Source organism: Bacillus sp. FJAT-27916, from assembly GCF_001183965.1.
Taxonomy (GTDB): Bacteria; Bacillota; Bacilli; order Bacillales; family Pradoshiaceae; genus Pradoshia.
In genome coordinates, this window is sequence record NZ_LFZV01000001.1 from 2,056,383 (window position 1) to 2,078,159 (window position 21,777).

Consider the following 21,777-nt stretch of genomic DNA (forward strand, 5'->3'; position numbering starts at 1 on the left):
ACAAATGATTTCATGGTTTCATCATATCAAGAATACTTTGAAGAAGGTATGAAATAATAATCCTTTTCACACAAAAATACGATACCTCCTTGGAAGTATCGCATTCATTTTATTTTTCCATTTCTTTTATATGTTTAAAGGAAATGATAAAGCCGGTTGTTTCGTTTGAACTTTGAACGCTCACATCTGCATCATAAATATCTGTGAGATTTTTGATAAGCCATAAACCGATCCCTGCCCCAACCGTTTGTTCCTTTGCTTTATTAGTCCGATAATATTTATCAAAGATTTTGCTGATTTTATGGTATTCAATGCTAGAATTTGTATTGACAACATCAATGAGAATTCGATACTCCTCATCCTGCTGCTCTCTGATTCCAATGAATATGGACGACCCCTCTTTTGAATACTTAATGGCATTATCGAGCAGGTTCCGAATGATTAATTCAATCGAGCCTTTATCAATCCATATTAAACGGTTTGGATTGACACAATGTTCAAAACTAAATGTCCATTCAGGATATTTCGATTGATATTCTATGTAGATAGGCTCAATTTCTCCTACTGGGTTGATCCAACTGTCTGGAGGTGAACCCCCTAAGTAATAAATATCATAGGTCACTTTAATACTAGACAATAAAGAAGTAATATTCTCTGTTTCGTTTACAACGGAATGAAGGTTTTTCTTAAGCTCTTCATCATCGATTGTATCCTCTATTAGCTCTATTTCATTTTTAATATTATGAGCTGGATTCTTAATTTCATGAACCATTTCATCAAGGAAGGCTTTACTTTCCTGCACACCATCCTGTAGCTCCAAAACCGTCTGGTTCACGACATCAATCGTATTTCGAACCTTTGGAATCATTGGTCCATCATAGGTGAATACCTTCATGTTAAATTTCGTCATGCCCAAGAAATGCTTTCTCATCTTATCTAGTGGGCCATAATAAAGCTTTCTCATTAACATATAATTAATAAAAATCATCATAGATAATATGACAAAAAAGAATAGGCAATGAGAAAGAATCGTTTTAAATTCATCTAATAATGTCATACTGACTACGCGGTATAAAGTAATATCCCCAGTAAATAGATCACTCTCAATATGGTGGTCAATCTTAAGAAAGGCTGTACCATCTTCCTCTCCTATCTGAATCCCGATATTTTCTTGCGAGTAAATATTATAAACATTTTCTAATTCACTATTCATCAGGAACTTATTTAATAATGGAACGAGAATGGCATCAACTCCTTGATAAACATACTTTTTTTTATATTCTGTATTTGCATTATAATAAAAGGCACTTGACTTAGCATCGTTATTATTTACATAGACAAACTCGTTGCCAACTGGAATATCTCTTAGAATGTCTATAATGTTATCAGAATCCTGATCTTCCATAAATAAATGTTCAATCTGTATATGTGTCGGTAACATCTCATATGCTTCTTTCATTAGTACGTTCTCTACTCTTATATATCCGTATAAAAAGACAATACTAAATACAAGTATCACGAGCAAAACATAAGCAGTAAGCATGTAAATCTGAGGATTATTTTTCCACTTTTTTATCGAAATCAATACTGTAGACACCTTTCCTTTTGAAGATATTATCGAAACAGAACATCACCTTTAAAACATCCGAATCAATTGTTTGGGTAACTTTGAAAAAAGAGTCCATCTTTATTCTCGAATAAAGTGATGCTGATGTTCGCATCCTTGTAGGTTTGAATAATAAATCAATATAGTATAAGAATAGATAACAAAAACACTGCTAATTCGTACAATGAGAAAAGAAAATGAATATAATAGTTCATTTATTTATCCATATAAACAAGGACTAATCCACTTTCACTTTTGTTGTTTTTATCTAATTTATTATATCACAATAATTTAAAAAGGCTTTCTTAAAAATATTTATTCATATCCATCAAAAAACCGAATTGTCAGGAAAATTACATATAAAAAACACCCCTCTTTAAAGGAGGGCACTGAAAAAGTCCTTAAATCTTACTAAAGCCCCTGTTCCTTCAATCTATGGAAGGAACAGGGGCTTTTTTGTCGAATTCTTACCTTATCACAAAAAAGTGGGTGTAACGATGATTCAACGTCAACTGTCTATGAACTTAAGTCCTTATTCGGCTCTTTACGATTTAATAGTTCCTAACGATAATATTCTTCGAAGAATCAATGAGCTTATTGATTTTTCCTTCGTATATGATGAACTGAAAGACCATTATTGTCATGACAATGGACGGAATGCCGTTCACCCCATCCGAATGTTTAAGTATCTATTGCTAAAAGCCATTTATGACTTATCAGATGTGGACATCGTGGAACGCTCACGGTACGATATGTCGTTCAAATATTTTTTAGACCTGTCTCCTGAGGATGATGTCATAGATCCTAGTTCTTTAACGAAATTCCGTAAGCTCCGTTTAAAAGATCTTAATCTTTTGGACTTGCTTATCAATAAAACGGTCGAAATCGCCATTGAAAAGGAAATCATTAAAAGCCATTCTATCATCGTTGATTCCACCCATTCCAAGGCTAGATATAACCAAAAGACGCCTAAAGAGCTGTTGGCAGAGAAATCAAAGCTGCTTCGAAAAGCCGTTTATCAAGTGGATGAACAGATAAAAAATCAACTGCCAGCCAAGTCCAAGACAGAGGTCTTAGAGGATGAGGTGAGCTATAGCCAAAAGCTTATCGAGGTGATTGAAAAGAATGAAGTCCTACAAGAGTATCCTAAAGTCAAGGAAAAAATAAATGTACTGAAGGAAACCATTGAGGATATAAATGACCAGCTCCAATTATCCAAGGATCCAGACGCACGAGTTGGGCATAAATCAGCTGACTCTTCCTTTTTCGGTTACAAAACACATCTTGCCATGAGCGAAGAACGTATTATTACGGCCGCCGTTATTACAACTGGCGAAAAGAACGATGGAAAGCAATTGAAATCGCTGATTGAGAAGAGTCAAAAAGCCGGCATGGACATTCAAACCGTCATTGGTGATGCCGCCTATTCTGAAAAGGGAAATATCGAGTATGCGAATAAAAGTGAAATGATGCTTGTGGCTAAGTTAAATCCAGCGGTAACGCAAGGGACGCGTAAAAGCGAAGATGTTTTTGATTTTAATAAAGACGCTGGAATGTATGTCTGTAAAGCTGGTCATATGGCCATACGAAAGGCTCGGCAAGGAAAAAAAGGGGGCAGCAAAAATCAAGTTGATACCTATTATTTTGATGTGGAAAAATGTAAAGTCTGTCCTTTTAGAGACGGGTGCTATAAGGAAGGAGCCAAAACCAAGAGTTATTCCGTAAGCATCAAATCAAATGTACACACGGAACAGATACAATTCCAAGAAAGTGAGTATTTTAAAGAGAAATCGAAAGAACGGTATAAAATTGAGGCAAAGAATAGTGAATTAAAACACAGACACGGGTATGATGTAGCCAATTCCTCGGGTCTGATTGGTATGCAATTACAAGGGGCTATGGCTATTTTCGCCGTAAATGTGAAACGGATATTGACCCTATTGAACTAAAAGGGATGGAATATATCCCTTAAAAATAATAAAAGACGGCTCAAAAATTCATATTCTGAACTTGAGCCGTCTTTTTTATGTTTGTCAACTTAACTTATGAAAAAAACCGAAGTTTTTCAGTGCCCTCCTTTAAAGAAGGATGTTTCCTAATTCCTTTTATTTTTTTATTGGCCCATAATGGTCTTCGAGCGCTGTCTGCAAGATGCCGATTGACCTTTCAATTTCTATCTTCATGAGCTTACGATAAGCCTCCAGTTCCTCTTTCCCCTTCTCTGTTAAGTAATAAATGAAAACTTCTTGAATGTTTTCATGGGGGTCTCCTTTTATCTCACTTCTCCGTTTGACGAAGCCTTGTTTATATAACTCTTTATAGGTTTTGTATAATTCGGTATGAGACGGAGAATATCCGTATGGCTTAAATTTCGCTCTCAGGTCGTCTAGTACAACTGATCCATAGTCTTTCGGTCTTGCGGCAATTTCAAGTAAATATAGCTTTAAGAATGCTTTTTGTTTTAATAAGAATCCTCTGCTCATGAAAGTCACCCTCTCTTTTGCCAAGCCGTTCTTCCCTCTCATTATACTACTTATTGGAAAAAACAACTTGAATAAAGGCTAATTTCATGTAAAATTCACCTTGCTTACCTATTTTTGATAAACAATGAAAATTTAACACATAGTTTTAAAAGAACGTATGTGATTTAGCAGAGTTCCATCTTCCACATTCGATAGCTTTTTCTTAGTATGGGGCCATTCTCAATGTTAGTCATGTTTCACATGTTCAAAGGTAAGGATGAACCCTGTTGTATTATGGGTGCTTTGAACCGAAACTTCAGATTCATAGATCTCTACAATGTTTTTTACTAGCCAAAGACCGATACCTGCACCAACTGTACTCTCTTTTGCGTCATTCGTACGGTAATATTTATCGAATATTTTCCCTATCTTATTATATTCAATGCTTGAATCTGTATTGACGATATCTATTAGAAGCTTGGTTCCGTTATCGTCCTCTCGGATGCCAATAAAAATGGATGAGCCATCTCTCGAATATTTGATGGCGTTATCCAAAAGGTTTCGGATGATTAATTCGATAGAACCTTCATCCATCCATATTTTCGTTTTTTTCTTCAGATGATGTTTAAAATAGAAAATTCGATTTTGTTGCTTGGCCCTATACTCATTGACAATATTCTCTATATTTATTATTGGTTCAATCCAGATATTTGGCGGTTCTCCCCCTAAGTAATAAATGTCATAAAGAATCTTAATACTTGAAAGCAAGGAGATGATATTTTCCGTTTCCTTTGTAACGGAAGAGAGATTTAGCTTAATATCCTGGTCATCAATGCTATCATTAATGAATTCAATTTCATTTTTAATATTATGGGCTGGATTTTTAATTTCATGGACCATCTCATCAAGAAAGGATTTTGTCTCGATAATGCCTTCCTGCATTTCTAATATCGTATTATTGACAACATCAATTGTCTCTTTCACTTCTGATAAAGCCATTCTTTCATAATCAAATAATTTCATATTAAACTTTGTATGTGAAGCATAGTGTTGTCTCATTTTTTTAAAGGGGATAAAGAGTAACTTATTGATGACGATGTAATTAATCATCGTGAATAGGATGGCACAGCAGGCTATAAACAAAGATTGATAAATAAGACCTTTAAATCGGTCGAGGAGATTAGACGTGAGGTTATCCATCACATAAATATCCCCTTTAAAGTGTTCTGTATCAATCGCATGAACGACTTGGAAAAAGTATCCATCACTAGTCTCTCTAAAATTGATCGTGACATGCTCATCATAAAATGAATTTACCACATCATCAATGTTAATTTGCTTAAGCATGGTGTTTAATAACGGAATAAATAATTTATTGATGCCTTTATCAATCATGGAGTCTATTTCGTTGTAAAAGATATTTTTTAATCCGTTTTCTTTATTCTTTACAAAGATGATTTGCGAACCTTTAGGAAGATCTATGAAAGCTTTTTCTAAATCAGCATCAGACAGGTCTTTATTACTAATTAGTTGCTCCACATGCATATGAATGGGAAATAGTTCAAAAGCTTCTTTCCTCATCAAGGCGGATGTTCTTGTGTAAGTATAAAGAATAATTGTACTGCATATCAGCAGAATGAGCATAAAAAATGAAAAGAAAATAGTTATTTTTGATTTACTTATCCATTTAACCATTAATCTCCGTCCATTCTATTACTATGTATTTAAACTAAATTAAACAACTCAAAAAGACTATTTATTATATCACGATATTTTTTGAAATCGATTATTAAGAATATTTATTAAACTAATAAGTGGTCGCTTTTATCTTTCAGTAGATAACTGGACTCCTTCTTCTTCACTCACCGTTGATAAGATACAACGAATCAAAAAACCTTGTCTGCCCCAAATAGTATTCGCCGATACCTCACGAATTCCATATACATTGTAGTTAAGCTACTAAAGATTATTTTGTTTACAAAAATCTTGTATCCGCAATGGTTCGTCCTTTTTGAATGAGCAGCTTATTGCTTTTTAAAGTAGTTATTATTCTCCAATAACTTTATCTTGCTGCCATGTGTTTTTATACTATGAAGATTTAGAACATAGTTTATTTAAAGCTCATATGTTTAACAAATCCTTTATATATCATGTTTTTCTTTCACTTGATTGCCTATTTTAGTAACTGATTATGAAGATTTGGAACATGGTTATAAATGAACTATACTGCAAGGAACCGCCGCCAGCATCATATGGGGATTAAGACAACATAAAAACCGAATCTGCCGCAGATTCGGTTTAAGGTTTGATTTATGAAAGGCTCGCTTTTTTTGGTTTTTTCAAGTCTTCGTATAGGCATTTAATCAGGTATGTTGCAACAGCAAGATCATCCACCTGTCCAAATCCAACAAAAAAATCCGGGATAACATCTACTGGCATAATAATATACAGTCCCGCTCCCAAAAGAGCAAACTTCGTTTTTTTCGACAGTTTTGACAACAGTTTTATCCTCCTCTGACCCTTCATCTTGGGCTCGACTCATTTTAACAGAGGGATAAAAAAACTGTCCATAAAAAACTAATGTACATGTTGGACCATTTTTCTAGCGGCTTTCTTTCCTTCTTTGCTCCACCGATAAGCACCGATTATGAAAGGTATTTGGAGGGGAAGCCGTAGCCATAGAGCAACTGGAAGTGCCTTCTGTTTAGGCCCGAGAGGTTTCTTCTTGAGCGCCATATAAATATTGACAGGATAGATAAGAATCATAAAGATGGTTAAAAGCATACCGGTCAGCCTTTTGAATAGATTAAAAAAGAGAGCAATACCCGCCATGAGCTCACAAATCCCTGTAAAAAGCACGAAGAAGGGCCGAAATGGAATCACTTTCGGCATGATATAGATAAAATTCCTTTTGCGGGTAAAATGCAGGATTCCTGCTATTAGTAAAACAATGCTATAAAGGATTCGTGTAAGGTTTCTCATCGTTTCCACTTTTCCTCCCTTTTTCCTCCTCTATTCCTTTCCTTAATCTCTTGTAAACACATAAAAGTCGCCTTGCTTATTCCAAAAGGAATTATGGTCAAGATCTTTTTGGGAGCCCATCTAGTCAAAATCTCTAATAAATCTGATTTATACTGGATGTCTAATTGGGAGAGTTGTTACTTAGCGGAGTGGACATTTACCTTAGACATTGGGATAGCGTCTTATTTATCCTTAGCAGTCGCTTTTTGATGAGTAATCTTGTGTAATAAGTCGATAATTGAGTTATTCTAATGTGGTTTGATTGATTCCTTCGATAAAGCCGGTTTGCTCCTTATTTTCCTCTTTCCTTGATTCTTCTGTAATTGCGGCGATGTTATCACTCTCATTTTCTTCATCTAACGTGTCCATTAGCCAGATGACACCAAGAAAAAGGGCGCTGCTGCTAATAGCAGGGGGTATTTTCATCCATTCGTATCCTCCGAACATGACTTTTCTAAATGGGTACAAACCATCACATAAAAAAGACCGGTTATTTATCACCGGTCTGTCCTTAATTGCCTTATAGCCTCTTCTATGTCTGTTACAGGTGCATGACAAACAAAGTTTTCGCATATATAATACGTTTGTTTATCTAATACGCGATAACCCTCCGTAAATGGCGCCGCGTTTTTTAATTTAGAGCTATCCGTCCCTGCCAAATAGGTGACTTCCGGAAGAAACTCCTTCTGTAGGTAATTCAGGAATGGGTCGTCAAGATAAGGCTTGGCAAACACAACTGCTTCCTTCATCTTCATTGCTGTTGTCAAATACGCCATCAGCATGTATGTGTGGCCCATTGGATAGTGGGTTACATCCGCTCCGCTCGTCCTGAAAAGCTCTTCAACCTTCTCTTCAAGCTGAAAGTCTCCCGTAAGACGAGAAAGTCTTAATAGCTGCAGTGCAGCAACGCTATTGCCGGATGGAAGAGCCCCATCATAATATTCCTTTGACCGTATGAGGAGTGCTTCATTATCGATCCCATAGAAATAAAATCCGCCATGCTCATCATCCCAGAAAAGGCGAGTCATTTCTGAAGCCAGTTTTTTCGCTTGCTCAAGATAGGCTATATTTAACGTCGTCTCATAAAGCTCAATATACGACCATGTCAGGTAGGCATAATCATCTATAAAGCCTTCCTGCTTAACCTCCCCATCTCGATAACGGACCATTACACGTCCATTCACCATAAGTTCCCTCTCGATAAACTGAATGGCCTGCTCCGCCGCTCCAATAGCTTCCTTATGGTCAAAAACACGTCCTGCCTTTGCCAAACCAGCAATCATCAAGCCGTTCCATGCAGTCAGAATCTTATCATCCTTATGCGGATGAATTCGTTCCTCTCTTGCCGTAAATAGCTTTTGACGAGCTTCCTCCAGGTCACGCTTCACTTCGTCAGCATCCAAGTCATTATGAGCGGCAAATGACTCAATTGGCTCGCGAATAAGATTCGGAATAGATGCCCCTTCAAAATTCCCTTCTGGTGTTATATCAAAGACGGCACAGTAAAGGTCGCCAAGCTCTTCACCTAAAAGATCCAGAACGTCTTCATAGTCCCACACATAGAACTTTCCTTCTATCCCTTCCGAATCTGCATCCTCTGCCGAATAGAAGCCGCCTTCTGGATGACGCATATCACGCAGCACATAGGTGATAATTTGCTCAGCCGTATTCTTATACTGCTCATCCTTCGTCACCTGATACGCCTCTGTATAGGCCATGAGCAGCATCGCATTGTCATAAAGCATCTTTTCGAAATGAGGAACGAGGTAAAGCTCATCGGTAGAATAGCGGGAGAATCCATAGCCAATATGATCGTAAATTCCACCTCGACGCAGTCCGTCTAATGTTTTCTGTACCATCTGCAGGGCCTTCTCATCCTTGCTGAACTGATAATAACGAAGCAGGAACATCAAATTATGCGGTGTCGGAAATTTAGGTGCCGCTCCAAAGCCGCCATACTGTTCATCAAACATACTCTTAAATTGCTTAACAGCCGCATCAATCGCTACAAGCGTCAATGACTCACCACTAGTGGATGGAGCTGGTTCCAGCGCCTTATGGAGCCGCTCGCCTGTCTTTGTAATCTTTTCTGGATCATTTAAATACACATCATAAAGCTGCAGCACGATATCCTTCATTCCAGGAAGACCATAACGGCTATTCTTTGGAAAATATGTCCCTGCATAGAACGGAACCTGATCAGGCGTCAAAAACACATTCAGCGGCCAGCCGCCCTGACCAGTCATGATCTGGCACACATTCATATAAATCGAATCAATGTCCGGGCGCTCCTCCCGGTCTACCTTAATAGAGACAAAGCGCTCATTTAAGAGAGCAGCAATTTCCGGATCCTCAAAGCTTTCCCTCTCCATAACATGACACCAATGACAGGTAGAATACCCGATGGACACAAATACAGGCTTATTTTCCCGCTTTGCCTTCTCGAAAGCCTCCGCTCCCCATGGGTACCAGTCAACTGGGTTATGAGCATGCTGGAGAAGATAGGGGGATTTTTCGTTGATTAGCCTGTTTGTGTGAGATTTATCATTCATTATCCACTTTCCTCCTTTTGTAAATGTTGTTTAGTAGTGTCTTTTCAAAATCACTCTTCAATTACTCCACATCTATACCTTTTACTGTTCTTCACTGATTAAACCTCATCTACTGATATTAATCATGCCTGAAAATGAAAAGAGTTTCCAAAGAAAGACTTCCGTTCTATCTGGCTCAATGACATCATTTTCCTCAATCAAAAATGATTGCAGATTGTTAAAAAAGACTATCCGGTAAATTGGATAGTCTTTTGCCCTATATAATCATCACTTCAAAAATTTATGTTCCTCGTTCTCAGAGCGGTCCTCTTGAATCAACCAATACTTTGCTCCATCTGAGGTTCTTTTCATGAAACCGAACATGATCAGGTATCTCCTTTGCTCGACATAATCATTCAAGGAGTACATCGAGAGTAGTTCATTATTGATCTCTTGCTCGGAATACATTTTCCCTGCATCCAAACGTTTAATGAACTGATCTAATAATATGTACTTTTTCTTTTCTTTTGCAGGAATGGCTGTTACTTTCCCTTCCTTCATGAAATTCATCATAACTTGGTTTCTTTCTTCTTCCGTATACGGGTACTTCATGATTCTCACTCCCATCCCTGCCTCTTGTACGTTTATCATACCATTATTGACCTTACTATTCTTCCTTGAACTTATATGTAAAATAGAGATTGAATTCCTCGAATCCAGTCCATTATTAAGCCAGTATGAAGACTTACACTCAAAAACAAGCTAAAAACAAGCGCACATGATGGAGTCCTTCCTTTTCAGGCATAAAAAAGAGACCCTGATATTCAGGATCTCTTCAGTATATTGATTAGGCTTTTTGTACGTTAGATGCTTGAGCTCCGCGAGCGCCTTGTTCGATGTCAAAAGAAACTCTTTGACCTTCATCTAAAGATTTGAAGCCATCGCTTTGGATTGCTGAAAAATGTACGAATACATCTTCTCCCGCTTCACGTTCGATAAATCCAAAACCTTTTTCTGCGTTAAACCATTTTACTGTACCTTGTTCCATTAAGTGTTGCCTCCTAGTGCTCTTAGCACGATAGTTACTATTCTTGCTCAAAACCTTAGATGAAAATCAACCATCTTTCTATATGAAAGAACAAAAAATAATACCTTCTCAGGTTAACAGATATTGGATATAATTGCAAATGCGTATTTCATTAAGGTTTGGAGATAAAAACGAATCCCCCAGCTATACTGATGATCAATCCACTTCAATTGTGTTATACATAAACAATTATCGTCTATATGTTCCGGCATAAAATCGGTCAACACTTGATTTGCACTAAGCCATTAACCCGATTAAATGAATCTTTTATTGAACAATCACTCCAAAGAATATCATCATGCTTGCATCCTGATTCCTAAGTGTGAAAAAAGACATCGATTAGCGAACCTAACCGATGTCTTTTATGGTTTAATCACATGAATGTAATGGTACTGATGTGTGTCCCTCTAGGCATTATTCTCTCTATCAGCAACATTCCTACAATATAAAAGCAAAGTATAAGATGAATAACAAACATAACACATACATAATTGGGTGAATTTCTTTATATCGCTTTTGAGCTGCTAAACAAATCGGATAAAAAACAAAACCTAATCCAATCCCGATTGCCACACTAGATGTAAGAGGCATCATAATAATGGTTAAAAATGAAGGAATGACAATTTCTAATTTCGTCCAGTTTATCTTGCTGATTTCCGATGCCATCAATGCACCGACAATGATTAATGCAGCCGATGTAACCTCCACTGATATAACGGCAACAAGCGGAGAAAAGAATAAAGCAATCACAAAACAAGCGGCAATAACAACAGACGTGAAGCCTGTTCTTCCTCCGACAGCAATACCAGCGGAGGATTCAACACTTGTAGCGGGTGTCGATGTGCCTAAAATAGCGCCAATTACACCAGCCGTAGAATCGGCAAGCAACCCTTTCCCGATATTTGGTATCTGGTTGTTTTTCATCATTCCTGCTTGACTAGTTAAAGCAATCAAGGTGCCTGCTGTATCAAAGAAGGCAACAATTAAAAACGTGAAGATAACGGTCAGTATTTCCGGTGTAAAGATCTCATCTAAATGAGAAAATACAACACCGAATGTTGGCTTGATGCTCGGTATCGTTCCAACAATCGAAGAAGGAACCTCTATTAATCCAGCTATCATTCCTACAATCGTTGTAATGACCATCCCGTAGAAAATCCCGCCGTTTATGCCACGTACTAACATAATAATGGTCGTAATAAGACCAATAGTGGCAAGCAGGGTCATAGGTGAAGTTAAGTCACCAATGGAAACAAACGTATCAGGATTACCAATAATCATTCCGCCATTTTTCAACCCTATGAATGTGATAAAAAATCCGATCCCAGCAGCGATGGCATATTTTAAATCAGTTGGAATGATATTAATGATCTTTTCTCGGATTTTCATTAAGCTTAATAGCATAAAAATGATGCCTGCGACAAAAACACCCGTTAAGGCAACCTGCCATTCTATCCCCATCCCTATACATACAGAAAAGGTGAAGAATGAATTCAATCCCATACTAGGTGCAATGGCGATAGGGTAGTTTGCAAGCAACCCCATAAGTAGGGTTCCGATGATTGCAGTAAGTGCTGTTGCCGTGAATACAGCCCCATTATCCATCCCGGATTGACTTAGAATAAGCGGATTGACAACTAATATGTAGGCAATCGATAAGAAGGTCGTTATCCCTGCAAGTGTTTCCTGCTTATAGGAAGTGTTCCGTTCTGCAAATTTAAAAAAGTCTTTCATGTTGTCGTCTCCTTAGATTGATTGAGGAAGCTTCTATGATTAGTAAAGAAATCGTTCATTTGGCTTTCTCGGTAGATATGAAAAAAACTTTGACCATTATTTGGCCAAAGCTTTTCTACAAAACGGAATAAAAAAATCAATCATTTCTCATCCCTTGTAGACAAGCTATTATCGGTAGCTGGTAGAAACGTTCAAGCCATATTCTTGAATTTATACAAGGTTTATCTATTATATTAAAAACATTAGTATTTTAACAATCTAGACTTAAAAAGTCAATGAATTAATAGGGATAGACTATTCTTGTAATAGATGGAAGCTGGATGGAAGCCAATATTATTTCCATATAGCATGTCCTTTAACGGAGGAATGTATACAGGGCATTAGTCCAAATGCTTAGTAAATACTTATTGAAATAGGTTATGAACTGTGTTCATAAAGAAAACCGATCTATCGTAGACAGCTTAGGCAAATCAAAGGCGGAGAAAATACGGATTTGGCTGGTTGGCGGGTATGTGATCGAGGATTTTGATTCTTATTATACATCGAATAAAACAGATGGGAAAATCAGATGAAATATTGGATGATTTATCATGATCCTGACATGTGTAAAAGGTAGAGAGAACCTTGCTCGTTGTGAGCTAAGGCCCCCTCATGGTCCGATTAACTCCTTATGATAGCTTAGGAGAGATTGCCTGTTTGAAGCTGTCATACACATTCATCCAATAAGCTGTCCGTTCCGTATAAGCGCGACGTAATTCATCATAGAACGCTTTTGATTTCTCTTCAAATGACGGCTCCTCTTTAGCTGGTAATTGAGCACGGCCATCCATCACGTATTTCTGCAATTCAGGTGCGCGCGGGCCCCACTTTGCGATGACCTCGCCCGATTCGTTTAAGATCAAATAAAGGGGGATTGCACGCCCGCCATTCGTTAAATAGCGGTCAATCAAGTCTGTATCTTCATCACGCAATACAGTTCGCACCTCTACACCAGCGGCTTCAGCAACTTTTCGGATAATCGGGTTATTCAGCATGGCGTCTCCGCACCAATCTTCCGTGATGGCGAGGATATGTACATTCGCAGCTTTCAACTGCTGGATGAAAGTATCCTGAGGAACCTCGAATTGATGATAAATTTGAAAGGATGGCTCCTTTAGCTGTGACATCTTCTCCATGTATTCTTGGATGCTTGGAGATTCATCATAATACTGTTGTTCTGTTTTCATCCTTGTTCCTCCTCATTCAAATGTCTCTCTGGCTAATTATACATGCCTAAATGAATTGTCCCCATGATTATGCTCTTTCATAGACAATTCTCCCATTTACGACTGTCTTAACAGCACAGGCCCTTAACATATCTTCTGTCGTTCCAGTGAATAGATCACGGTCAAAGATGGAGAAGTCAGCCACATATCCTTTTTTAATCAGGCCGCGCTCATGCTCCTTGCAAATAGCCTGCGCACTTCCGACGGTATACATTTGGATAGCCTCGAAACGTGATATTTTCTCTTCAGGCAGATAACCATCATGTTGCTCACCCGGATTTTTCCGTTCAACCGCCGCATAAATCGTCCAGAGGGGATTGATATCCTCAACCGGTGCATCAGTGCCAGCCGCACACATGAATCCCTCGTTAATGAGCGAGCGGCAAGTGTAAGACCACCCTAGCCGATCAACCCCGAGACGGTCAATAACCCAAGGGAAATCTGATGGGACAAAGGCAGGCTGAAGATCAAGAACAACAGAAAGCTTCTTCATCCGTTCGATTAAATCAGAACGAAGAACACTGCAGTGAATCAAGCGGTCCCGCTTACCTGCTGGAGCTGGATATTTCTCAAGGACACTGATCACTTGCTCTGCTGCCATATCCCCGATGATATGGACAGCGACGGTCTCATTGTACGACCTTGCCTGTTGAACCAATTTGGCAAGCTCTTCATCTGTCTGAATGAGAAGTCCTGTATGATCCGGATTATCCGCATACGGGCTTGATAGGGCAGCTGTAGATCCTCCAAATGCCCCATCAGCAAAGATTTTCATGGGGCCAGGTTCAATGAACGGTTCATCAAAATCGGGCTGATCATTCATCATTTTCTCAAAGACAGCATTATGGCGCAGCAAGGTTACCCGGAAATGATGTTCTTTCCCAATTGTTCGCTGAAGGGCGGTTAATGGATTCTGATATGGACCGAAATAATCCATATCCTCTGTGTGGGCACCTGTCAAACCATAGCTTTGCATTTGCCGGATTGCTCGCTCCAGTGCTTCGGTTAAGTAGGCAAGATACCCCTCTCCCATTTTCGGCTGGGCATCATTAACAGCGTTCATTGCTTGATCATATAATAAACCATTTACGTTTCCATTCTCATCACGGCCGATCTCACCGCCTTGGGGTGCTATACTATGTTTATCGATTCCACCAGCTTTCAAGGCAGCTGTATTCGCTAAAGTCATATGGCGGCAGACGCGTGTCAACAGTACAGGTCCTGCATGAATGGCATCAAGTTCTTCTATAGAAGGAATCCGCTTATCTGAGAACTGATTCTCATTCCATCCGTCACCAAACAGCCATTCTCCCTCAGAGGTAATATTAGCTGCTTGCCGAAGAAGTTCGAGCATTTCTTCCGCTGACTTAGCTTGGGATAAATCCAGCCTCATCAGCTTTTCTCCCTGATTGAGCAGGTGAATATGACTGTCAACAAAGCCAGGATACATAGCCGCTCCATTCAAATCCACACACTCATCAGCCTCTTGCTTCAAATCAATGAGCTTTCCAGCATCAACAATGATGCCATCTTCCACTAGAACGGCTTCCACCGTCTCCATCTCCCGCTCCATTGTATAAATGGGCCCCCCGTACCAAAGCTGTTTCATTTTCTCTATCCCCTTTTATTCGAGGAATCTATCCTCGTCTCTGCCTATTTTTACTATTGTATAAAACTTGGAAGAATATGGTCAATCCGTTTGTTTACTAAAGATATATGATGGAAAATTGCGATTGTTGCCAAAAGAACATATTGTATAATAGTAAGTGTATTTATTCACATTGACCGATATTTATATAAAACAAGAAGGGTCTGATAGCCATGGCGAAACATACAGGGAGCAAGCTCACCGCCTTGAGACAGCTGGCTACGGAAGCTTTCCTTTTTCTAGGTATGGCTGCATTTATCTTCTGGCTTATCCAAAAATGGAACCCTCAGTTCTTCCCAGTTCTATTGACGGGAGACAGGGATGCGCTTGAGCAGATGATTCAACATGAAACCGGCTTTTATGCTGTCTTATTTACGATTGGACTTGAATACATCCAAACCTTCTCCATAATCATTCCAGGGGCACCGGTCAATATTGCTGCGGGACTTGTATTAGGCGGATTCATCGGTACCATTGTTTGTACAATAGGATTCGTCTCGGCTAATGTCGCTGTATTTGCACTGGCCAGAAAATTACACGGTTTATTGGAGCGCTTTATTCCTTCAACAGGTAAGATAAATCCGAGATGGAAGTTTATCAGTGAATCTGAACATCCTTCCTTGATGATTATCTTAGCTTATGGGATTCCCATCATGCCCAATGGCTTTATCCCATACATAGCAGCCAAATCGTCCATATCCACAAAAGGCTTTTCATGGGCTGTTTTCTTCGGCGGTTTTCCAGGCATCATGTTCAGCAATTTTATGGGGCATTTCATCGTTCGCGGTCATTACAAGAACGCCATCATTCTCGGTCTCATATGGATCGGGTGTTTTATCCTGTTTCTCATGAACCGGAACCATCTCTATAAATGGGCTGCTAAAACCCAGAAAAAAAGAAAGAGCTAATTCCTCTATGACTTTTTGAGGCGTTAGCTCTTTTGGTTTTTCCTATTTTGGTGTCGTTATGTTACGAATTACGTATTAATTTACCTGAAACGTTTGCCGGTCCGGAAATGGTAATATCCCCTTGTTCTGGCTGAGTGTTAGATACAAAGACTTGGAAAACATGATGTCCTGCTGATACATTCGTTAGAACCGTTTGAAATTTCGTGGTCATCTCGAGTGGCTCGTCCTCATTATTAGAAATGGATTCCTGTGTGGTGCTTCCGACCGTCGTACCATCCATTCTGACCTCGATTTGAAGAGTTGGTTGATTAGGTTGGTTGCTTCTTAATTCCACATTCGTAACATCCCACCCTACAGTTGTCAGCAACTCAACAAAGTTTACTGGATTATCAATAAATAAGCCGAATTCCATAATACGCCGTGGTGTTGACGTTACAGGAATGGATACACCATTTCTTAAATTTGTTAGTATGCTTCGGTTATAGTTAATCAAAGCCATACTTATTCCCCCTTTCTGATTTATATTACATACTATGTGTGCAGAAAGGGATTGCCTGTACAAGCTCCTAAATCAATTTTCAACGTATGAATCATTTTCATTCACACAAAAACCCCCTCCAATGTATAAATTGGAAGGGGCATTCTCGATTCACGCAAAGGCAATATTCTTATTCTTCCTATTCTTCCTAAGACACTTTACATCCTCAATAAAGGCATCAACCATCAATTCCCTCGTTGCCCAGGAGGTTATCAAACGGATGGCGGAAGATTCCTCGTCTACTTGCTCCCACACATAAAAGGAATAGTTCTCCTTAAGCTCAAGAATAACGCTGTCTGGAAGAATAGGGAAGAGCTGGTTTGTTGAAGTTTCCGCTAGGAAGGAGATGCCGTTTCTCTTCAATCCCTCTTGAAGCTTCATCGCCATGTGATTAGCATGGTCAGCTAAATCCCAATATAAATGGCCTTTAAACAGCTCTAAAAACTGGATGCCAAGGATCCGGCTTTTTGCCAGCATGGCCCCTTTTTGCTTCATTAAATAACGAAAGTCCTCCTTAAGCTCCTCCCGCTGAATCACAAGAGCCTCTCCCATCATTGCACCATTTTTCGTCCCGCCGATATAAAAGGCATCTGGATACACGGCAAACTCAGCCAATGTCATATCGTTATTTGAAGACATGAGGGCGGAGCCAAGTCTTGCTCCATCTACATATAAATAAAGCTGGTTTTGTTCACAGACCGTTTTTAAAGCCTGCAGTTCCTTTTTTGTATAAATCGTACCTAGCTCAGTCGGATTCGAGATATAAACGAGCTTAGGCATGACTGTATGTTCGTCCGGATGTTTTGCGAGAACAGCTTCCACCTGATTTGGCTTAAGCTTGCCATCTTCTCCCGGTACGGTAATCACTTTATGGCCAGTTGCTTCAATAGCACCCGCTTCATTGACATAAATATGGCCCGTATGCGGTGCGATGACAGCATGATGTGGCTTTAGAAAGGCAGAAATGGCTGTAAGATTTGTTTGGGTTCCCCCAGTCAGTAAATGAATATCTACAGCTGGATTTTGAATTTGTTCCTTTAACAGCCGGATGGCCTCTTGCGTATAGGAATCATACCCATAACCCTCTTCCTGCTCATAATTTGATTCTGCCATTGCCTTCAAGATGGCTGGATGGGCAACTTCACTATAATCATTTTTGAAACTATACATATTGCACTGCCTCCACTGTTAACATTCTAAAGTCTGTTATTTTAGAATAAGGAAAAAACAGCCTCTTTTCAACCACTTTTACTTGAAGCAATAGAAATGAAGGCTTACAAAAAGGCCCTGAATGAAAACAGAGCCTTTTCTCTCTATTCATGTGAATGGAATGCACAAGCTTGAACAGAGGCGCAGTTCATCCGGAGAAATAATCAAGGATAAGCGAAAGCAGCAATCCAAAAGCGGTAATCAATCCAGTACTCGGGCCGCTGTTTTCATAGGCTTCCGGCATCATCGTCGATGAGACCATAGCGATTATCCCTCCTGCCGCAAAGGCTGCAATGCCGCCCATAATGGATTCCGATGCTGCAGACAGAAAGACATATCCACAGAAGGAGGCCAGCGCTGATATAAGGATAACAGCAATCCACAGGACATAAATCTTCCAAGCAGGATACCCGCCCTTCTTCAATCCGGTCGTGCTGGAAAGTCCCTCGGGGATATTGCTAATAAAAATCGCTGCAACGAGCATCCAACTGACTGAAGGCCCCGCAAGCAGACTTGCTCCAATCATGATGGACTCCGGTATAGCATCCATCACCGTGCCGATAAAAATGGAAAAACCTCCTTCACCTTGACTGCCAGATCTTTTCCGCTCTCCAGCCCCTCTTTTAGAAATATAGGAATTCAGCAGTGTAAAGGTTATAGCACCAATCATGAATCCAATCGAAACAGACAAAATCTCGCCTTTTTCAACATAATCGCCCAATAATTCATAGGCAGCAGCTCCGATTAATACACCTGTTCCAAAAGCCATCACATACCCAATCATTTTTCCAGACAAATGAAACACCATGGCTAGGATCGCACCGACAAATACTGCTGAACCAGAAACAGCTCCCCACATGGCAGCTGACCACATCATATGCAGCCTCCTTCCATTCAGGTTTACATTCTCTCCTCAACATTAGCTAAATCTAGGTGAAATAAACCTTTCCCTTTAAAACAACGATGATACCTATATATTGCCCTGATTAACGATGAGCTGCTCAAAAATGCTTGAAATTAGGAGAAAAGGCAATTCTATGCCTAAAGGAACAGGGGGTTAAAGAGGGTTCATAATGATGTGACAATTCTAAAGGAGCATATGGAAACGAAACTTCAATCAACTAGATGAGCTATGAATGATTGCCTTTATAGAATGAAATCTTCAAAAGAGGAAGGCCTTGAAGAGGTTAAATGGAGGATAAGCATCATTTTATCCAAATAAAAAAAGGTCTCACAAAAGATTTAATCTTTTGCAGGACCTCATTAAACGAATCTTTCAAACGGTCAGCGCTTAAATGCCGTCACATTTCTTATTTATTCTTTTTCTTTTTCTTCTTTTTGTTCTTTTTATCACAGTCACATTCCTTGTCCTTTTTATGACAATCACATTTCTTTTGATCCTTCTTATTGCCTTTTCCATTGTGTCCGTGATGATGGTCTACATCATCATGATGTTTATGACCATGTCTTCTTCCGTGCTTGTGATTTCCTTTGCAATCATCATAATCATCATCGTGATCATTCTTGTCTTCCTCACAATCGAGATTACATTTAGGGCTTTCTGATTGCGCCAACATGACTAAGCCATATGGCAATTCATTGACCACTGCAGTCGTGGTGCCTGATACCTCTAATTGTATGGTCGGCGCTAACGTACCCCCAAAGTGAGCAAATTGGAAGCTGGCCGGCAATAAACCTACTTCATCAATGCTGATTCCTTGCAGGTTAAAGTTATCGATGAAGCTTAAGACCGAGAAGTCCGGAAGAACAAGCCAGGAATAAGCCTGGTACTCCTCCTGCGGCGGGTTCGCTAAGACAAGTCCGCCATTATTTAAAGGGACATAATTTCCGCGCAGGCCGCTTGCAACAAACCCATATAACCCATCCGGTCCAGGTCCGGGAACTAGTCCAGGAGCAAAAGTGAACTTATGGCTATCCGTGAATAAATAGTAATTTCCACCTCTTACAACGATATGAGGGCGCTCTGTTTGCTGGTTATTGCAGCTTGCTTCAAGGAGCGCAGGGAGAAGCTCCCATTCGGAATACTCATAATTCCGAAGCAGCGCGATTCCGATATTACCGGTATAATACCTCGCCTCCTCCGGTACATTAGGACCGCAATCGACATCACTCGCCGTCCCCGCTACATTCCCTTCAAATAATAAATATTCGCATCCAGTTGCAGGATCCTTGAAGAAGAATGGGTCGCGGAATGCATAAATAATGCCGCCGCTGGATTGCTCTTGTGTTTGATATAGTACACCATCCGGCTCAAGAATGATTTCATGAGGAGCAAAGTTCACAAATCTAACCCCATCTAAGTCTGAGATATAATCACTGCTTGATAAGGCAATGCGTTGTTCATATGTGATTTGTGCTTCTCCTCTTCTTCCTGTTGCCGTGTAGAAATAATAGATACGGCCATCATCATCAAGCATAGCGGACCCAGCCCATTGTCTTGAACCAAAGGCTGTCCCTTCCTCAAATAAGGCGCCCCCTTGAATCCAATCATAGCCGTTTCGAGAATAGAAATAAGCGATTCGTGCGATATCATGACGCTTACCTGGAAGGACGCTCCTTGGTGCTGATAAGGCGAATAAGACTCTCCACCCGCCTGGCAGTTCTGCAACAGAACCATCCTTCGTCATCAGCGGCCACATATCCCATATATTTAAATCCGGCGATATACGAGGGAAAGGTTCATTAATGACACTCGATACATTGGTAGAAGTGATTCTAATTTGTTCCGATTGCTCCCTTGTCCAAGAAGATGGAACGGCATCTAAGTGTTCTTCTAAACAGCATTCGTAATCTTTAACCGGGTCATAATGACAAAAATCTCTGACTTGCTTTTTTGAAAAACTTCTAAAAGTGACTGGCATATTACCTGATGAGCCACTCGGAAAATTCCGATTACTGATGTTTCCTGTTGGTTGATTCGTGTTTCCAGGAACAGGGAAATATTGCCTGCACCCCTTCATATGATGATGATTATTATTAGTCATTTAAAAACGCCCCTTCGATTTTGTAATACAAGCTGACAATAACCACTTTATGAATGTGCGGAAATATTGTTTCCGTTATTAACCTAGAATCTATACATATTTTAAAAACTTTATATAATCGCCGCTTAAAAGACGAAATAACAAACAGCCCGCCCGCACAGACAAAGGCATAAAGCCTATCACTTCCCCCAACCGGATGGTGCATGACCAGAAAAAGCAGTCCTACTGTCCATGCTCCCTTTGAAATAGCTTACATGGAATCGGAAATATCCACGATAGGCATATAATGCGCCAAAAGAAAATATGTTGTACAAACTAGCTATAAATATGGAGGGGAATACATGAATGATATTCTGATAACGGCAGACATGATGGCTCGTTACCATTCTCTAAGCAAAGAAAAAAAGGCGATAGAAGATGAAATGAACGTCTTGAAGGAAGTCTTTCATCAATTCTTTGACAAGCAGGCAGGAGTGAATCAAAAAGGAGAGTTAATAGAAGAAGGGCTTAAGCTGCAACGACAAATTAGAAAGACAGAAAAATATCTTCCAGAGCCCACGGTGCAGAAACTAGAGGAGCTGAAAATGAAGGATCTCATTAAGGTAATCAAAATCCCTGATGAAGAGAAGATTAACGCCTCCATTAAACTAGGCTTCATGCGAGAAGAAGATTTAGAAGGGTGTAAGGCTATCTATTATTCAAAGGCCATCTCCATAAAACAAACATAATATCTATCAGTCTCTCTATTCACTAAAAAGAGAAA

General features: G+C 39.5%; 19 protein-coding genes and 1 riboswitch. Of the genes, 3 read left to right on the forward strand and 16 right to left on the reverse strand.

The features are described 5' to 3' along the window. Positions 1-109: 109 nt before the first annotated feature. A complete protein-coding gene (locus AC622_RS09860) occupies positions 110-1,459 on the reverse strand; it encodes a sensor histidine kinase (protein WP_049670920.1) in 1,350 nt (449 codons plus the stop codon). A 644-nt stretch (positions 1,460-2,103) separates the two neighbouring features. Here AC622_RS09860 and AC622_RS09865 point away from each other — a divergent pair. Beyond that, entirely contained in the window at positions 2,104-3,555 is a 1,452-nt protein-coding gene (locus AC622_RS09865) for an IS1182 family transposase (protein ID WP_049669787.1), read from the forward strand. Between the two features lie 156 nt (positions 3,556-3,711). Here AC622_RS09865 and AC622_RS09870 read toward each other — a convergent pair whose 3' ends face one another. The 11 genes from AC622_RS09870 to AC622_RS09920 all read right to left on the reverse strand — a co-directional run bounded on the left by AC622_RS09870 (position 3,712) and on the right by AC622_RS09920 (position 15,315). Then, positions 3,712-4,089, reverse strand: coding sequence for a helix-turn-helix transcriptional regulator (locus AC622_RS09870; RefSeq protein WP_231589506.1), 378 nt, complete (start codon positions 4,087-4,089; stop codon positions 3,712-3,714). A 225-nt stretch (positions 4,090-4,314) separates the two neighbouring features. Beyond that, complete coding sequence (locus AC622_RS09875) at positions 4,315-5,763, reverse strand: sensor histidine kinase (protein WP_049670922.1); 1,449 nt, start codon at positions 5,761-5,763, stop codon at positions 4,315-4,317. Between the two features lie 615 nt (positions 5,764-6,378). Continuing rightward, entirely contained in the window at positions 6,379-6,567 is a 189-nt protein-coding gene (locus tag AC622_RS09880) for a YkvA family protein (protein WP_049670923.1), read from the reverse strand. 78 nt (positions 6,568-6,645) lie between these two features. Then, entirely contained in the window at positions 6,646-7,050 is a 405-nt protein-coding gene (locus tag AC622_RS09885; RefSeq protein WP_049670924.1) for a DoxX family protein, read from the reverse strand. 282 nt (positions 7,051-7,332) lie between these two features. Next, positions 7,333-7,515: a hypothetical protein gene (locus tag AC622_RS09890; protein WP_049670925.1), complete on the reverse strand. Its 183-nt coding sequence runs from the start codon at positions 7,513-7,515 to the stop codon at positions 7,333-7,335. 71 nt (positions 7,516-7,586) lie between these two features. Then, the gene (locus AC622_RS09895; RefSeq protein WP_049670926.1) at positions 7,587-9,641 is read right to left on the reverse strand and encodes a thioredoxin domain-containing protein; all 2,055 of its coding nucleotides are present in this window, start codon (positions 9,639-9,641) and stop codon (positions 7,587-7,589) included. 267 nt (positions 9,642-9,908) lie between these two features. Further along, positions 9,909-10,232, reverse strand: a complete 324-nt coding sequence (locus tag AC622_RS09900; RefSeq protein WP_049672886.1) for a DUF2087 domain-containing protein — start codon at positions 10,230-10,232, stop codon at positions 9,909-9,911. Between the two features lie 235 nt (positions 10,233-10,467). After that, positions 10,468-10,668 carry a cold-shock protein gene (locus AC622_RS09905; protein WP_049670927.1) on the reverse strand — a complete coding sequence of 67 codons (201 nt, stop codon included), beginning with the start codon at positions 10,666-10,668 and terminating at the stop codon, positions 10,468-10,470. A 477-nt stretch (positions 10,669-11,145) separates the two neighbouring features. Further along, positions 11,146-12,441: an NCS2 family permease gene (locus AC622_RS09910; protein ID WP_049670928.1), complete on the reverse strand. Its 1,296-nt coding sequence runs from the start codon at positions 12,439-12,441 to the stop codon at positions 11,146-11,148. A 137-nt stretch (positions 12,442-12,578) separates the two neighbouring features. After that, a riboswitch (purine riboswitch) is annotated at positions 12,579-12,679 on the reverse strand. Between the two features lie 430 nt (positions 12,680-13,109). After that, entirely contained in the window at positions 13,110-13,667 is a 558-nt protein-coding gene (locus AC622_RS09915) for a thioredoxin family protein (RefSeq protein ID WP_049670929.1), read from the reverse strand. Between the two features lie 67 nt (positions 13,668-13,734). Next, on the reverse strand, positions 13,735-15,315 hold the full coding sequence (locus tag AC622_RS09920) for an amidohydrolase (protein ID WP_049670930.1): 1,581 nt from the start codon (positions 15,313-15,315) through the stop codon (positions 13,735-13,737). Positions 15,316-15,527: 212 nt separating this feature from the next. On the opposite strand from AC622_RS09920, the gene AC622_RS09925 reads away from it, so the two are divergent. After that, on the forward strand, positions 15,528-16,262 hold the full coding sequence (locus AC622_RS09925; RefSeq protein ID WP_049670931.1) for a TVP38/TMEM64 family protein: 735 nt from the start codon (positions 15,528-15,530) through the stop codon (positions 16,260-16,262). Positions 16,263-16,323: 61 nt separating this feature from the next. Here the strand turns inward: AC622_RS09925 and AC622_RS09930 are convergent, their stop codons facing one another. From AC622_RS09930 to AC622_RS09945, 4 genes are all read right to left on the reverse strand, one after another. Next, positions 16,324-16,761 (reverse strand): hypothetical protein, encoded by a 438-nt coding sequence (locus AC622_RS09930; protein WP_049670932.1) that lies wholly within the window; start codon positions 16,759-16,761, stop codon positions 16,324-16,326. Between the two features lie 150 nt (positions 16,762-16,911). Beyond that, positions 16,912-17,970, reverse strand: a complete 1,059-nt coding sequence (locus AC622_RS09935) for a threonine aldolase family protein (RefSeq protein WP_049670933.1) — start codon at positions 17,968-17,970, stop codon at positions 16,912-16,914. Between the two features lie 187 nt (positions 17,971-18,157). Further along, positions 18,158-18,883 carry a ZIP family metal transporter gene (locus tag AC622_RS09940; RefSeq protein WP_049670934.1) on the reverse strand — a complete coding sequence of 242 codons (726 nt, stop codon included), beginning with the start codon at positions 18,881-18,883 and terminating at the stop codon, positions 18,158-18,160. 436 nt (positions 18,884-19,319) lie between these two features. After that, positions 19,320-21,014: a glycoside hydrolase family 68 protein gene (locus AC622_RS09945; protein ID WP_053103742.1), complete on the reverse strand. Its 1,695-nt coding sequence runs from the start codon at positions 21,012-21,014 to the stop codon at positions 19,320-19,322. A 341-nt stretch (positions 21,015-21,355) separates the two neighbouring features. On the opposite strand from AC622_RS09945, the gene AC622_RS09950 reads away from it, so the two are divergent. Then, positions 21,356-21,742: a hypothetical protein gene (locus tag AC622_RS09950; RefSeq protein WP_049670935.1), complete on the forward strand. Its 387-nt coding sequence runs from the start codon at positions 21,356-21,358 to the stop codon at positions 21,740-21,742. The last annotated feature ends 35 nt before the right edge of the window (positions 21,743-21,777 follow it).

Excerpts from the sequence above, each read along its gene's own strand:
- AC622_RS09860 (WP_049670920.1), bottom strand. The coding sequence starts at position 1,459 with ATGAAAGAAGCATATGAGATGTTACCGACACATATACAGATTGAACAT.
- AC622_RS09865 (WP_049669787.1), top strand. The coding sequence starts at position 2,104 with ATGATTCAACGTCAACTGTCTATGAACTTAAGTCCTTATTCGGCTCTT.
- AC622_RS09870 (WP_231589506.1), bottom strand. The coding sequence starts at position 4,089 with ATGAGCAGAGGATTCTTATTAAAACAAAAAGCATTCTTAAAGCTATAT.
- AC622_RS09875 (WP_049670922.1), bottom strand. The coding sequence starts at position 5,763 with ATGGTTAAATGGATAAGTAAATCAAAAATAACTATTTTCTTTTCATTT.
- AC622_RS09885 (WP_049670924.1), bottom strand. The coding sequence starts at position 7,050 with ATGAGAAACCTTACACGAATCCTTTATAGCATTGTTTTACTAATAGCA.
- AC622_RS09890 (WP_049670925.1), bottom strand. The coding sequence starts at position 7,515 with ATGAAAATACCCCCTGCTATTAGCAGCAGCGCCCTTTTTCTTGGTGTC.
- AC622_RS09895 (WP_049670926.1), bottom strand. The coding sequence starts at position 9,641 with ATGAATGATAAATCTCACACAAACAGGCTAATCAACGAAAAATCCCCC.
- AC622_RS09900 (WP_049672886.1), bottom strand. The coding sequence starts at position 10,232 with ATGAAGTACCCGTATACGGAAGAAGAAAGAAACCAAGTTATGATGAAT.
- AC622_RS09905 (WP_049670927.1), bottom strand. The coding sequence starts at position 10,668 with ATGGAACAAGGTACAGTAAAATGGTTTAACGCAGAAAAAGGTTTTGGA.
- AC622_RS09910 (WP_049670928.1), bottom strand. The coding sequence starts at position 12,441 with ATGAAAGACTTTTTTAAATTTGCAGAACGGAACACTTCCTATAAGCAG.
- AC622_RS09915 (WP_049670929.1), bottom strand. The coding sequence starts at position 13,667 with ATGAAAACAGAACAACAGTATTATGATGAATCTCCAAGCATCCAAGAA.
- AC622_RS09920 (WP_049670930.1), bottom strand. The coding sequence starts at position 15,315 with ATGAAACAGCTTTGGTACGGGGGGCCCATTTATACAATGGAGCGGGAG.
- AC622_RS09925 (WP_049670931.1), top strand. The coding sequence starts at position 15,528 with ATGGCGAAACATACAGGGAGCAAGCTCACCGCCTTGAGACAGCTGGCT.
- AC622_RS09930 (WP_049670932.1), bottom strand. The coding sequence starts at position 16,761 with ATGGCTTTGATTAACTATAACCGAAGCATACTAACAAATTTAAGAAAT.
- AC622_RS09935 (WP_049670933.1), bottom strand. The coding sequence starts at position 17,970 with ATGTATAGTTTCAAAAATGATTATAGTGAAGTTGCCCATCCAGCCATC.
- AC622_RS09940 (WP_049670934.1), bottom strand. The coding sequence starts at position 18,883 with ATGTGGTCAGCTGCCATGTGGGGAGCTGTTTCTGGTTCAGCAGTATTT.
- AC622_RS09945 (WP_053103742.1), bottom strand. The coding sequence starts at position 21,014 with ATGACTAATAATAATCATCATCATATGAAGGGGTGCAGGCAATATTTC.
- AC622_RS09950 (WP_049670935.1), top strand. The coding sequence starts at position 21,356 with ATGAATGATATTCTGATAACGGCAGACATGATGGCTCGTTACCATTCT.